Raw genomic sequence first — 14,349 nt, forward strand, 5'->3', positions numbered from 1 at the left:
AAATCCTAGAAAACGTTACACTTTTCCTACCTTTGCCTCAATGCAAGCCGCTTTATCGTGTCCCGCTTTTGCGGGATAAGGAAAGTCCGGGCAACAAAGAGCACCGTACTTCCTAACAGGAAGAGTCTCGCGAAAGTGAGATATAGATAGTGCCACAGAAAACAAACTACCCCGTCCCGATTTGTTCTGGATGGGGAAAAGGTGAAAAGGTGGGGTAAGAGCCCACCGCGCCAGTGGAGACACTGGTGGCAGGGTAAACCTTACGGGTTGAAAGGCCAAATAGGTTCTGATACAAGATGGCTCGTCTTCTAATTGCAGCAATGCAGTTGATCAGGATTGGGTAGGCTGATAGAGGCGTATGGCAACATCCGCACTAGATAAATGATAAGGCTTGTCTGCCGAAAGGTAGGCTCGACAGAACCCGGCTTACAGGCTTGCATTATTTTTTAAGTAGACACGAGATAATAGATTTTGAGATATGAGACCTTTTAGTTCACGCAATCTCAAATCGAACATCTCACATCAAAAATCTAGTTATGCCTAAAGTTTTATTGATCGAAGACGAAGCCAGCATCCGCGCGGTACTAAAAGACATTTTAACCGACCAAAAAGAGCTCGCACTTGTTATTGACGAAGCCAAAGATGGTGCAGAAGGTTTATCCAAATTGGAATCAGAAACCTATGACTTGGCATTATGTGATATCAAAATGCCTAAGATGGACGGCATGGAAGTTCTAAAAGCAGCCAAAGAAAGAGGAATCACTACCACCTTTGTGATGATATCGGCACACGGCACCACCGAGTTAGCTGTAGATGCCACCAAAATGGGCGCTTATGATTTTCTGCAGAAGCCACCGGACTTAAATCGCTTGTTGATTACGGTGCGCAATGCACTCGATAAAAACAATTTGATAAAAGAAACACGCAACCTGAAAAAAAAGGTATCGGGCAAATACGAAATGATTGGCAGCTCGCCCATGCTTGCAGACATAAAATCGACAATCGAAAAAGTAGCTCCTACGGATGCCCGTGTGTTGATTACTGGCCCAAACGGATCAGGAAAAGAATTGGTTGCTCGGCAAATTCATGAAAAAAGCAATCGGGCAAAATTTGAATTTGTGGAAGTAAACTGCGCAGCCATTCCATCCGAATTGATTGAGAGTGAATTATTCGGGCACGAGAAAGGCTCGTTCACATCTGCTATCAAGCAGCGCATCGGTAAATTTGAGCAAGCTGAAAACGGCACGTTGTTTTTGGACGAGATTGGGGATATGAGTCTTTCGGCACAAGCCAAAGTATTGCGGGCACTGCAAGAAAACAAAATCACCCGTGTGGGAGGGGAGCGGGACATCCCTGTTCATGTGCGGGTAATTGCCGCAACCAACAAAGACTTGAAGAAAGAAATTGCGGAAAATAGATTTCGCGAAGATCTATACCACCGCATTGCCGTAATGGTGATCAAAGTGCCATCGTTAAATAACCGGGCAGAAGATATTCCTGAATTAGTTGAAAAATTTTTAAACGATGTATCTACTGAAAATGGTTGGAAGAAGAAAGAAATTGACCAAAAGGCAATGAAAGCACTTAAAGCTTATAATTGGACAGGAAATATCCGCGAATTAAGGAACGTAGTTGAACGATTGGCCATTATGAGTGATTCCATAATCAGCCAAAAAGAAGTAGAAAAATACCTGTAGGAATTATATCCTATTGGCGGTGGTTTTCTTCACTTCTTTGTTGCTATAAGTAGGGCAGGTGTATTGGGTGCAAGCTGATAAGAAGCTAACCAAGAGTAAAAAAGCTAATATTCTTTTCATAATAAATGTTTTTGACAGTTTCAAAAGTATTAATCTTTTTATTCTAAACAAACCTAAAATACTCAAAAATGCAGTTTGGAGATAAATTTTGCTATCCAACCAGCAAATTGCACCCTCTAACATCGCTGTTATCCATTCTGCCAAGTACTTCAAAGTAACCGTTTTGGGTAATCCTGCCTAAATCTTGGGTTTGAATAAAAGCGCAAGAGTGGGCATTGGCCAAATCTATTATTGAAATAAGGCCCGTTTTGCCGGTCTCCAAGGTTTGGAAAGGGTCATTCAAGTCTTTAATTACAATTTTCAAGGAATTTGGAGATTCAAAAAGGCCAGCGCCATGCGAATAAGCCTGCGAAAGCAATTCTGTCATTCCATACTCAGAGTGGATAGATTTTACATTGAACCGCGCGCATAAAAATTGATGTAGCTCTTCGCGCACCCATTCTTTTCGTCTTCCTTTCATGCCTCCGGTTTCCATTACAATTGCTTTGCTTAAATCCACCTGGTTTTTTTCTGCTAAATCGAGCAAAGCAAATGAAACACCCCATACCATTACTTTACGTTTGTCATTTTTTAGGAAATCGGCTTTTGATATAAATTCATCTTGATTGTAAAGGTAAAATCCAGAATGAGTCGACTCCGTTCGTCTTATAAAATGCTCCATCATGGCAATGAGCGATGACCCTTGGCGCTCTAAATATGAAGGCAACAAAGCCAAAATATGGTAATCTTTGAGGCTACCATATACACGTTCAAAAATCTGGGTAGCATGCTGAAGGTAGAAACCAATATCATTTATGGCATGTTGGCTAGTGGTGATGCCAGTAGTGCCGCTGCTGGTAAATATGGTGCTTGGCCGCCAGTTACCAGTTTTCACCATCCCCGATTTAAAAAAGCCGATGGGCAAAAATGGTATTTGGTCAATTGCTGTTATCTTTGTTGGGTATACTCCCAGGTAGTTTAGAAACGATTGGTAGATGGGATTGTGGATCGCTTGAAATTGAAACAACGAAAGTGCAATATCCTGAAAGTTGTTTACGTTTACCGAAGAGATGGCATCAGTAAAACTTTTTATGGAATGGAAGCGTTCCTTCATCAATAAGCAAAGGTAGAAAAATGAGGTCGATAGTTGTTTCGGTATTGGTTTTTTTGGTGATTGTAGGATTGGATGGTTGCTTTACCGCGCCAAACTATCCTGTTGTTCCTGAAATTAGTTTTGTAAAAATTGGTTATGAGAAGCCTTCTGATGACTTGCCTGCTATTGTATTGGATATAACCTTTAAAGACGGTGATGGCGATTTGGGCTTAGATGACAGTTTTCAAACAGATACTTCGTTCGTACTGCAATATTATCTCACAAGACAAAATCAATTTATTTCAGATTTCACGCTTAAAAGATTTCCTTCTGTTACTCTCGTAGATGCCGATTATGTCAAGAATAATCCAAACGTTCGGCTTCCGAATGGAAGTCCTTTTCCCTCATTGAACTGCTCAAACTGGGAACAAAGAAAGGTGGCTGATGTAGTAAAGGACATTGTTTATACAGAATACAATCCAAATTACTATAATATTTTCATTGACTTGTTTATAGATGATGGTACTGGCACATTCAATCGTTTTAATTCTGAAACCTTCTTCACATTTCCAGATTGTCTTCTATCTGGATTTAACGGAAGGTTTCCAGTCCTCTCAACAGACCCAGGAAAAAAAGCACCTTTGGATGGCAATCTAAATTATCGGATGAAATCTATTGGATACGATGTAATCTTAGGCGTTAAAAGATTTAAAATGGACATAACCATTCAAGATAGGGCTTACCATAAAAGTAATAAATTATCTATTGGTCCTTACACGCTGTCGTCCATTAGACGAGACGGTTGATAAGTTATGGATACTAAAGGGGGTTATACTTTCCCGAATTCACCTCACTCATCATCGCATATACACTCTCAAAAATCTCTTCCGGATTGGGTTTAGAAAAGTAATCGCCATCCGAGCCATAAGCAGGGCGGTGCTCTTTGGCCGTAATCGTGAGAGGGGCAGAATCTAAATATTGATAGCCTTTTTGTACTTCCAACACTTGTTGCATCATAAAAGCGGTAGCTCCTCCGGGCACATCTTCGTCTGCAAATACAATGCGGTTGGTTTTCTTTAGTGACGCAACGATGGTGTGGTGAATATCAAACGGCAACAACGATTGCACATCAATCACTTCGCATGAAATGCCTTTGTTATCTAATTCATTGGCGGCATCCATCACAATACGGCACATAGACCCGTAGGTAACAATGGTAACATCATTTCCTTCTTGCAAAATTTCCGGCTCGCCAATCGGTATACAAAACTCACCTACATTATCGGGTAATTTTTCTTTGAGGCGATAGCCATTCAAACACTCAATCACCAAGGCAGGGTCATCCGATTTGAATAACGTATTATAAAAACCAGCCGCTTGCACCATGTTGCGAGGAACCAACACCAACATGCCACGCAAGCTATTCAAAATCATGCCCATAGGCGAACCTGCATGCCACACGCCTTCGAGACGATGACCGCGCGTACGCACAATCAGCGGAGCTTTTTGTCCACCTTTGGTGCGGTACTGAAGATTGGCTAAATCATCACTTAAAATTTGAATGGCGTATAGTAAATAATCCAAATATTGAATTTCCGCTATTGGCCTTAATCCACGCAAGGCCAAACCAATTCCTTGCCCAACAATCGTACATTCACGAATACCGGTGTCAGTAACGCGCAACTCTCCAAACTTTTCTTGCAAGCCAGCGAAGCCTTGGTTCACATCTCCGATCTTGCCTACATCTTCGCCAAAAGCTAAAATGCGCGGATCGCGCTTTAGTGCTTCCGTAAAACAAGCACGCAATACTTCGCGGCCGTCTACCAACAATGAATTATCTGAATACTGTGCTGCAATTCCCAGTACTTGAAAAGCAGATTCTGTCGACTGGCTAAACAAATGCGAATTAAATCGGCCATAATTAGCATTCGAAACTTTTTGTACCCATTCTTTCGCAGAATCTTTGATTGCAGAATTTTTCCCGGCCAATGCACGAAGCGCTGCTTTGGCCGCTTTCATCGAATCGTAATGAACGGGGTTGATGGTTTTATTGAGCGTTTCTACAATTGCTCTTACTTCACTATGCTCTTCTTCACATCTCTCTAACAAACTCACCAATTCCTTTTGCTCTTGCTGAATGGTTTTGTTAAAAGCTTTCCACGATTCGTCTTTTATCTTTTTAGCGGTTGCCTTTGCCTCTTTTTCCAATTCATCCAATTCGCCTTCTGTTGCGACACCTTGTTCAACCATCCACTTGCGCATTTGGCGCAAGCAATCAAATTCATTTTCCCACGCCAATCGCTCTTTTGATTTGTATCGCTCATGGCTGCCTGATGTAGAATGTCCTTGTGGCTGCGTCATCTCAACCACATGCACCAACACAGGTACATGCTCCTCACGGCAAATTTTTTCTGCCTTTTCGTACATTTTGCAGAGCGCTTGGTAATCCCAACCTTTTACCGTTAAAATTTCAAAGCCCTTGTCTTTATTATCTCGTTGAAAGCCTGCTAAAATTTTTGAGATGCTGCCTTTTGTGGTTTGGTATTCTTTGGGAACTGAAATGCCGTAGTCATCGTCCCACACAGAAATCAGCATGGGCACTTGAAGGACGCCCGCTGCGTTGATGGCTTCGAAAAACATTCCTTCTGAAGTAGAAGCGTTGCCAATTGTACCAAAAGCAATTTCGTTTCCGTTGGTGCTTAAATCGGTATATGAATTTAATTCAGGGTTGTTTCGAAAAAGTTTGGAGGCATAGGCCAAGCCCACCAGCCGCGGCATTTGCGAAGCGGTAGGAGAAATATCGGCACTGCTGTTTTTTAATTTTGAAATGGCTTTTAATTCGCCCGCCTCGTTGAGCATGCGGGTAGCGAAGTGGCCATTCATCAACCTGCCTGCGGTTGCTGGGTCTGCTTCTACATCAGTATGCGCATACAATTGAGCGAAGTAATGATGAAGATTCATTCCGCCAATAGCGAGCATAAAGGTTTGGTCGCGGTAGTAGCCCGAGCGGATATCACCTGGCTTAAATACTTTGGCCATCGCCAACTGAGCCACTTCTTTACCATCGCCAAAAATTCCGAATTTGGCTTTGCCCATAAAAACTTCCTTGCGACCCAGCAAGCTGGCCTCGCGGCTTTCGCACGCCAATCTATAATCGGCCAATACGACTTGCGCTTTTTTCGAAGAAACTTTTGGGAAATCTGTTTTCGTTTCGTTCACTCGATTGCGGAATTATGTTGTAAAGTAGAGAAAAACAATTCACCCCTCAAAGAAATTAAAATATCCGAAATAAAATAATGACAAACAATCTACCCGCGAAAGAATTTGACCCAGTCGCCACCAAAAACGAAAGGATAGTCTGCCTTGTTTTCGTATAAATAAATTTTCACGGATTGCCCATCGATGGTGATAGTATCCAGAAAGTAACCTGCCTCCATTTCGATTTGATGAATGGTTTGTTCGGTCTCTAAATTGGTGACTTCAAAAACTTCGACCAAAATTTTATCGGTAGGCGAACCTGTGCGATAGGCGAATGGATACGGCCCGAGGGAATACAACTGATAACCGGTTATCCAAATGCTGAATTGGTAACGCACCTGAATTGATCAGTGAACGATGAAACCTCTCTGAACGCGGGGAATATTTGTATTGGTCCCTAAATACAGCAATAACAAACCAAACAAGCGGAAAGCTAAGCAACACCATGGATACAGAATCGGCAGTTTCTTCTTTATAGTAAAGAAGATAAATGCCTTCAAAAATTGAACAGTAAATCCCTCCCAAAACAAATATTACCGAAAGCAAAATACTAATCAGCCATTTCATTTTGTTAAATTTTGAATTTTGTACGAATGAGAAAGAGTCAAGAGCTTGATCAAAAACCCTAATTTTAACTAATGCAAAACTTTCGTACACCCCACACACTATACCTTCACAAAAACCTTTCGCTTATACATCTGCCAAAGAATTAACAAAAAGAAAAGAATAAGTGTAATGGCAAAACCCAAGGAGGCGTTTTTGGGGCTGAGCCAACTGGCGTAAACGTTTTGATAAATCACCGACCATAATGAAATGGCATTTTCGCCTTCCCCTACCTTTATCCGAAGTAATATTTTTGCCAATAGCCCCGAAGCAACAAAAACGAAAATCGCATTCGTGCCATAATAAATAAAAGGCGTTGACCATTTTTTTATTCCTTGCACATCAATTAGCCAATAACACGCGGCCAAAAATTGCATGGCAATTCCTGCTGTGTAAAGAACATAGCTGCTCGTCCACAAGGCTTTGTTGATAGGGAAAACCAAGCCCCACGCTAAGCCGCACACGATAAGCAAGGCACCAACGAAAAATAACCAGGTTACTTTTTCTACGGGTTCAGAAATTTTAGAAAACAATTGGCCTGTTAGCATGCCGATAATGCCAGTGGCAATGGCTGGAACGGTACTCAACACTCCTTCAGGATCCCACGTTTTGCTTTGCGCCCACAAGTGACCGTTAAGCAAAATGCGATCAAGCCAAGCGCCTAAGTTTGTCTCAGGTTCTAGGTTTGCTGCGCCAATCCCGGGCACGGGTACCATCGTCATCAATACAAAGTAACCAACCAATAAAACTAATGCCAATCGAATTTGAGCAAGCCAATTGGTTTTGAAATAAATCAATGAACAAAATAAAAACACCACGCTGATGCGTTGCAATACTCCGGGAATACGAACGGTTGAAAAATTGAACTTCGGTACTAGGGCCAACATCATCCCCAACAAAAAGATGATGAGCACGCGTCTGATTATTTTTAGAAGATTTTTTTTTGTTAGCCCCTCACTCAGTTTTGGTTGGTATGCAAAGTGAATCGACACTCCGACAATAAAGAGAAAGAATGGAAAGATTAAATCATTGGGTGAGCAACCGTGCCAATGGGCATGCAATAGGGGAGGGTAAACGCTGTCCCAACTGCCTGGGTTGTTGACCAAAATCATGGCGGCCACGGTTATGCCGCGAAAAACATCTAAGGAGTAAAGTCTCATTTAGATTTATAAATTAGGATTACAAGTTACAATTTAGGTTGATGGTAAAACCGACTACTGATTTGCAAATCGTAAGTCGTAATTTGTAACCATACATTTCAATTTAAATTCCTTCAAACAAAACATCTTTTTGCAAATACTCCGGCACGATCGTCTTCCACCCTTTCTTTTCTTCAATCAGTTTGGCAAAGGCGGTAGCACTTTCAATTTCACCATGTGTGATGAACGTTTTCTTTGGGGCTTTGGTAAAGTTATCGAGCCATTGAAGCAATTCGGTTTGGTCGGCATGGGCAGACAGGCCGTGTACTTCCCGCACGTGACAATTGATCGGAATTTGCTCTCCAAATATTTTGACAAACTTTTCGCCTTCTAAAATATCGCGCCCACGCGAGCCTTCTGCCTGGTAGCCAGCAAACAAAACCGTATCGGTAGTTCGCGGTAAGCGATGGGTGAGGTGATGTAAAATCCGCCCACCGGTGGCCATCCCGCTGGCGGAGATGATGATGATGGGTTTCTTTATTTCGTTCAGTGCTTTTGAGCTTTCACGTGTGTTACAAAAGTGAATGTTGGGCGTGTCAAAAATACTCATCAATTGACTGCCCTGCCGTGTTACTATTATTTTGTGCAAACCTCCGTGCCGCTCATACAGATCCGTTACGTTGATGGCCATGGGGCTATCGATGTAAATGGGGAGCGTTGGAATCTTTTCATCCTGCATGAGTTTGTTAAAATAGTAGATCAAACTTTGGGTGCGTCCCACCGCAAAGGCCGGTATCACCAATGCGCCATTGTGGTCAATCGCTTCTTTTACAATTTTGGTCAGTTGTTCTTCAACATCTTGTTGCGGATTTACTTTGTTTCCATACGTAGATTCCACTACCAACACATCGGCTTGCGAAATGGCTTCAGGTTCAAACATCACGGGGTCGTGGTAGCGACCAAGGTCGCCCGAGAATACGATTGTCTTTTCTTCGCGATCGCCCCGCACTTTCATCTCAACAAAAGCCGCACCTAATATGTGACCCGCGTTATAAAATTTGATGGACGTGCGCTTGTTTAATTTTATTTCTTGCTTCAGCGGATGGCTGTCGACCAGCATGAGCACGGTCTTAGCATCTTCGGTGGTAAAAAGTGGTTGGGGCTTGCTGTGTTTGGAGTAACCGCGTTTGAAAGCAAAAAGGGCTTCTTCTTCTTGTAGCTTGGCGGCATCGAGCAACATGATTTTCATCAAGTCTTCGGTGGCTTGAGTACAAATGATTTTGCCTGAAAAACCATCTTTTACTAATCTTGGCAAATAACCAACGTGGTCGATGTGTGCATGGGTGATCACCACCACATCAATTTCTGCCGGATCGATCGGTAGCTTGTCCCAATTGCGAAGGCGCAATTCTTTTTGCCCTTGAAAGAGTCCACAGTCCACCAAAATCTGTTGTTCGCCCTCATCTAATAAATATTTAGAACCGGTAACGCTGCGTGCTGCCCCGAGAAATTTGATGGTGAGATTCATAAAGTCAATTTGAATATGTCAATTTGAGTATTTGTTGATTTGAAGATTTGAAAATGATCTTCAATTCAAGTTCAAAGTAGCGAATGGGGGGAGGGAAAGCAAATTGATTTTGACTTTCATAGGAACTATGCTGTTCGGCATCTGTCACTAACAAGCGGACAGAAACTTGGATGAAAAGTATTTCTTATCCTATCTGAACCTTGCTAATGGACATTTGCAATGTCGAATCTGGATAAAATGGATTTCTAATCCTATGCAGGTATTGGTAGCTTGTAACTGGCTTGATTGAAAATCAATTTTATCTGTCGTTTGATGTTATAAATGTCGAACAGTACCTCAATCCCTCCTGGTCACCTCGGGACTTCCTTGATACTTGATTGAACTCACAGCATCTGTATCCATCTCTAAGGTGTTTCTGGCATTCACCCGCGCACGGCCTAGTTTCTTTGCTTCCACTACTGCATCTTCCACTTCGTATTGGCCGGCTTTGAGTTGTGCCAGGCCGGTTACTTCGGCTTGCAAAAAACGGCCTTCACCATCCAATTCAAAAACCATTGGCCCCGTCATTTCAATATCTAGGTTTTGCACTTTTAGTTCAGCATCGCCCACCATGGTGCCTTTCAGCGCAATGTTTAGTTCTTCTTCATCAAAGCCAATTACTTTAAATTCGCCTGCACCTGTAATCTTTAATTTTGAAAGTGAGGGAAGTAAAATGGTGATTTTTATACGGTCCTCTGTAATGTCTTTTTCCCAAAATGTTCTTCCCCTGCTTTCATAATCAATTTCCAACGTCTCTCCTGAAACGTTCACTTTGTATTTTCTCTTTTCACGCTCGGGGCCATCAAGCTCTACGGAGAACCGTTCGCTTTGTTTGATACGCAAATCAAAAATCCCTTTCACTTCCACTTCGGTAAAATCTTTTAGCCCGTATTGGTCTTTGTCATCAAGCCCCTGTTCTGATTTTGGCTTTTCAGGACAGGTAATGCACTCCAACCCTTTTTCGGTCATTTCCCATGTTTGCTCATCGCTATTGTAGTAGCCAGCATATTGATAGCCATTGTAAAAAGTTTCCGAATCATTGTCGTACTGATTGTAGTTGTCAATCAATCGCCACATTTCTTTTTCCACTTTAAATTTTTGATGATAGGGCAGGTACAAAACCATTTCCAATCGTTGCGCATGAAACTTGGCATTTTTCTTAAAGGTGATATTGCTGTCAAATTCTAGCACACTGTCTTTTTGGTTTACACGGTACTCCACCATTTGTGCATTTTCAATGGCGCTTTTGCGAGTAGCTCCTTGCGAAATAAATCGCTGCACCAATTTTATTTCTTTGCCATCGTATCCACGCAAAGTCAAATCTGTAACACGGTAATCATCCAACCCCGTTTCGATCACTTTCATCACCAAAGTCTTGTTACCTAAGTCGAATGCTTTTTCGGTTTTGTATTCCGCATCTTCTTTAAAGGAATAAACAATGCGCGGAATATTTATCGCCAAAATAATGGCACAGATAAAAAACAATCCCCCAAAACTCCACGCCACCGGTGCGCCCACAATTTTTCGGTTCGCAATTACCGAACTTCCCGAAAGGATAAAGCTTAAGCACGGAATCAGCAACGCAATAAACGCGGTTACAAAGAGCCACACCGGAAAGGTATTGCGGATGGCATCCATTGGCAAACTTAACCCTTGCAACTCGCCACCCCACGAGGCGGGGAGCAGGTTGGATGTAAACAATCCGAAGAACACGCCAAACGATAGCACAACAGAAATCAAAAGCGCCAAACCAAGCAGTACGAATAGCAACCCGATGAAAATTCGTATTACATCCACCAACAAGCGCACCAGTGGCCCAAGCACTTTACCAATGGCTGTAATGGCAGCAGCTATCAACCGAAAAGGGAACAAAATTATTTTTGCAAGCGCGCTTTCTTCTTCACCTTTTTCGTTAATACCTTTTTTTACAGTCGACTCAATATTTGAAAGCGTAACCGGTTCGCCTTGCATTTCCATTTTCTCGGTAATGGTTTTAGCCTCGGGCAAGGCTATCCATAAGATGATGTAAAGAAGCAAACCGAAACCACCCGCGAAGAAGAGCACGATAAATAGCAATCGTATTACTGTAACATCGCCACCAAAGAAGGCCGCCACGCCACTCGCCACACCGCCCAGCACTTTCTTTTCTTGGTCGCGATACATTTTTTTAATGCTCGTTTGTTCGTCCAGTGAATCAGAGGCCGGAATCACAATCCACAAAATGATGTACGCTAAAAGCAATACGCCACCGCTACCGAAAATCAAGAGAGCAAACAGCACGCGCGGCCACACAGGGTCTACATTAAAATAATGGCCAAAGCCACCGCACACACCACCTAAAATTTTCCTGCGCTGGTCGCGATACAATTTCTTGTTGGCCGTGGCATAACTCGACTCCGAACGGGTTGATGTTTCTCTTTCTTTTCTTCGCTCATTGGGCTGCTCTTCAAAATCCTGTTCTTCCGCAGCTTTGAAGTCGCTCACGTTACCCATGGTGGCCATCAAACCTTCCACATCTTCATAGGTAATTACTTGCTTGCCATCGTTCAGCTTTGCCAGAAAAATTTCGGCAATGCGGTTTTCAATGTCAGCCAAAATTTCGCTGCTGTCTTGAAACGAACCAAAATACTGATTGATAGAATCCAAGTATTTGCGAAGGGCATCGTATCCGTCTTCTTCTATGTGAAAGATGATGCCGCTGATGTTGATGCTGATGTTCTTTTTCATATTAACTGAGAAGAATTTAGAATATAGAAGTCAGAAGTTAGAATATAGAATCGCTACCTAAAAAATTTAACCTTTGTTATGATTACTGAATACCGTTCACCGAATACCTGTTATCAACTACTCTTTAATTACCCACTACCTGTTTATCATCCGTAGCTTTTGCGAACGAGGACTGCCAACTGCCTACTGCCCACTGCCTACTATTTCCTGCTTCCCCCTCACTGCATCAGTCGACCGCACCAATTCATCCCATGTGTCCGTCAATCCTTTCAAAAAATCCGTGCCATCATCGGTCAGCTTGTAATATTTTCTCGGTGGCCCCGATTTTGATTCCACCCATTTATATTCCAGCAGCCCTGCATTTTTCAATCGCGTCAGCAACGGATACAAAGTACCTTCTACCACAATCATTTTGGCCGAAGTTAGTTCATCCAACATATTGGAAGCATACACTTCACCACGTGAAATAATATGGAGAATGCAGAATTCTAAAATCCCCTTCCGCATTTGTATTTGAGTGTTCTCTAAGTTCATACAGCACGTTTTTCCCTTACTTGGCAACTTATACGCCACAAGTACTATGTATGGCCAAGTACTGCCCATTATTTTCAAATATATTTTTAAAACCTCGATTTTGGGCTATATTGAAGGTTTCTACTAAACAAAAATTTTCATGAGACTTCTCTTCGCGATGAGCTTTGTGTTCGTTTCTGTACAGATTTTTGCTCAGGACACACATTACTGGACATATCGCTATGGCACCAAGGCTGTGCTGATGGGTGGCCCAGCCGTGGGCGGACTCGAAGACAATACTTCCGTTATTTACAATCCTGCCTTGTTGAGTTTTGTAAAAAGTACTTCCATTTCCATTAACTCCAATATTTATCAAATTGTGAACATCACTGCCAAAAATGGTGCAGGCCCTGGGCAAGATGTTATCAGCAATCAATTTTCTGCTGTTCCCATTACCCTTTCGGGGATGATACGCAAGAAAAAACCAAGAAGGCTTACCATGGGCTATGCGATTATCGTTCCCTCTGAATTCACATTCAAAGCTACCGCTCGAGAAGATGGATTTAAAGATATTGTAACAGCCGGAAATGAAAGCCCTGGTGCCGAAGATTATGTAGGCCAGTTTACGATCTATACACGCTTGTCTGAAAATCAAGGTGCGTTTGCTTTGGCCTATAAGATTAATGACCATTGGTCGGTGGGGCTTACCAATCAATTTAGCTTTCGGTCGCTCAGCTTTACCAAAAATGAGCTATGCCGAATGATTTTAAATAACTCGCAGGCGAGTTTGGTTAGCACAAGCGAATCACAAAGTATTGAATACACCAACCTTCGCTATACTGCTAAAATTGGAGTTGGTTTTTCTTCCGGTAAATGGTCGGCAGGTGTTGCCGTGCTGCTACCAAGCATAGGGTTAGCTGGTAGCGGAACGATTGCACGCGATATTGTGGCTAATAATCTCCAAGTCAATATCGAGCCGAATCCAAACAAGCCACCCATACTAGTGCGGTCTAATATTGCTGCCAACGACCGTCAAGAAAAACTTGCTACCACCTATAATACCCCACTCTCTATTTCTGCTGGTTTTGCATACAAAGGAACTGACTTTTTGGTGGCTGCTTCTGCCGAATGGTTTGGAAGTGTTTCGCTTTACAATATTATGTCGCCCCAAGACAATCTTTTTAAACGCCCAACCACTTTGCAACTGGATGGCAAGAAATTTTTAGAAGTGAATGCGTCCAATAAATCGATCATCAATTTTGCAATAGGTGCCGAACGTTCTATCAGCGATAGGCTAAGTCTGAGCACTGGCTTCCGTACCAATAGATCTTTTTACGATAAGGCGTTTGACCAACGCATTACCGACCGAAACGGTCGTACCATTAATAACAACCCGCTTAACTTAGACATTTCATCATGGGATGTATATCATGTTGTGCTTGGAGCCACACTAAAACAAGAAAGGAGAGATTTAAGTATTGGTATTACCTATTCGTGGGCCAATGATGGCAACATTCGTCAGTTCGCTAACTTCGACCAGCCTACAGAAAATACTTTCTTGCTAGGGCAGAAACTAACAACTACTGCCAGTTACTATTCTTTTGGAGTATTGCTCGGTTACACCCTGCGTGTCAGGTCTGAAAACTAAATCAT

General features: G+C 42.4%; 10 protein-coding genes and 1 other RNA gene. 4 read left to right on the forward strand and 7 right to left on the reverse strand.

Translation table 11 applies throughout. The features are described from left to right. Window positions 1–39: 39 nt before the first annotated feature. An RNA gene (gene rnpB, locus KA713_02935) (RNase P RNA component class A) lies at window positions 40–445 on the forward strand. Between the two features lie 91 nt (window positions 446–536). Further along, window positions 537–1,697 (forward strand): sigma-54-dependent Fis family transcriptional regulator, encoded by a 1,161-nt coding sequence (locus KA713_02940; protein ID UXE67578.1) that lies wholly within the window; start codon window positions 537–539, stop codon window positions 1,695–1,697. A gap of 211 nt (window positions 1,698–1,908) precedes the next feature. Here KA713_02940 and KA713_02945 read toward each other — a convergent pair whose 3' ends face one another. Beyond that, window positions 1,909–2,910 (reverse strand): acyl transferase, encoded by a 1,002-nt coding sequence (locus KA713_02945; protein UXE67579.1) that lies wholly within the window; start codon window positions 2,908–2,910, stop codon window positions 1,909–1,911. Window positions 2,911–2,930: 20 nt separating this feature from the next. Between KA713_02945 and KA713_02950 the strand changes: the two genes are divergently transcribed. Beyond that, window positions 2,931–3,695 carry a hypothetical protein gene (locus KA713_02950; protein ID UXE67580.1) on the forward strand — a complete coding sequence of 255 codons (765 nt, stop codon included), beginning with the start codon at window positions 2,931–2,933 and terminating at the stop codon, window positions 3,693–3,695. Between the two features lie 13 nt (window positions 3,696–3,708). On the opposite strand, the gene KA713_02955 is transcribed toward KA713_02950, so the two are convergent. The 6 genes from KA713_02955 to KA713_02980 all read right to left on the reverse strand — a co-directional run bounded on the left by KA713_02955 (window position 3,709) and on the right by KA713_02980 (window position 12,717). Continuing rightward, a complete protein-coding gene (locus KA713_02955; protein ID UXE69007.1) occupies window positions 3,709–5,985 on the reverse strand; it encodes a transketolase in 2,277 nt (758 codons plus the stop codon). 212 nt (window positions 5,986–6,197) lie between these two features. Then, entirely contained in the window at window positions 6,198–6,485 is a 288-nt protein-coding gene (locus tag KA713_02960) for a hypothetical protein (GenBank protein ID UXE67581.1), read from the reverse strand. Window positions 6,486–6,812: 327 nt separating this feature from the next. Continuing rightward, window positions 6,813–7,910: a DUF1624 domain-containing protein gene (locus tag KA713_02965; protein UXE67582.1), complete on the reverse strand. Its 1,098-nt coding sequence runs from the start codon at window positions 7,908–7,910 to the stop codon at window positions 6,813–6,815. A 103-nt stretch (window positions 7,911–8,013) separates the two neighbouring features. Further along, entirely contained in the window at window positions 8,014–9,417 is a 1,404-nt protein-coding gene (locus KA713_02970; protein UXE67583.1) for an MBL fold metallo-hydrolase, read from the reverse strand. Between the two features lie 336 nt (window positions 9,418–9,753). Continuing rightward, the gene (locus KA713_02975) at window positions 9,754–12,183 is read right to left on the reverse strand and encodes a PspC domain-containing protein (GenBank protein UXE67584.1); all 2,430 of its coding nucleotides are present in this window, start codon (window positions 12,181–12,183) and stop codon (window positions 9,754–9,756) included. 183 nt (window positions 12,184–12,366) lie between these two features. Beyond that, on the reverse strand, window positions 12,367–12,717 hold the full coding sequence (locus KA713_02980; protein ID UXE67585.1) for a PadR family transcriptional regulator: 351 nt from the start codon (window positions 12,715–12,717) through the stop codon (window positions 12,367–12,369). 139 nt (window positions 12,718–12,856) lie between these two features. Here KA713_02980 and KA713_02985 point away from each other — a divergent pair, with 139 nt between their 5' ends. Further along, entirely contained in the window at window positions 12,857–14,344 is a 1,488-nt protein-coding gene (locus KA713_02985; protein UXE67586.1) for an outer membrane protein transport protein, read from the forward strand. Window positions 14,345–14,349 lie beyond the last annotated feature (5 nt).

Source organism: Chryseotalea sp. WA131a (genome assembly GCA_025370075.1).
In the GTDB taxonomy this organism is placed as follows: Bacteria; Bacteroidota; Bacteroidia; order Cytophagales; family Cyclobacteriaceae; genus ELB16-189.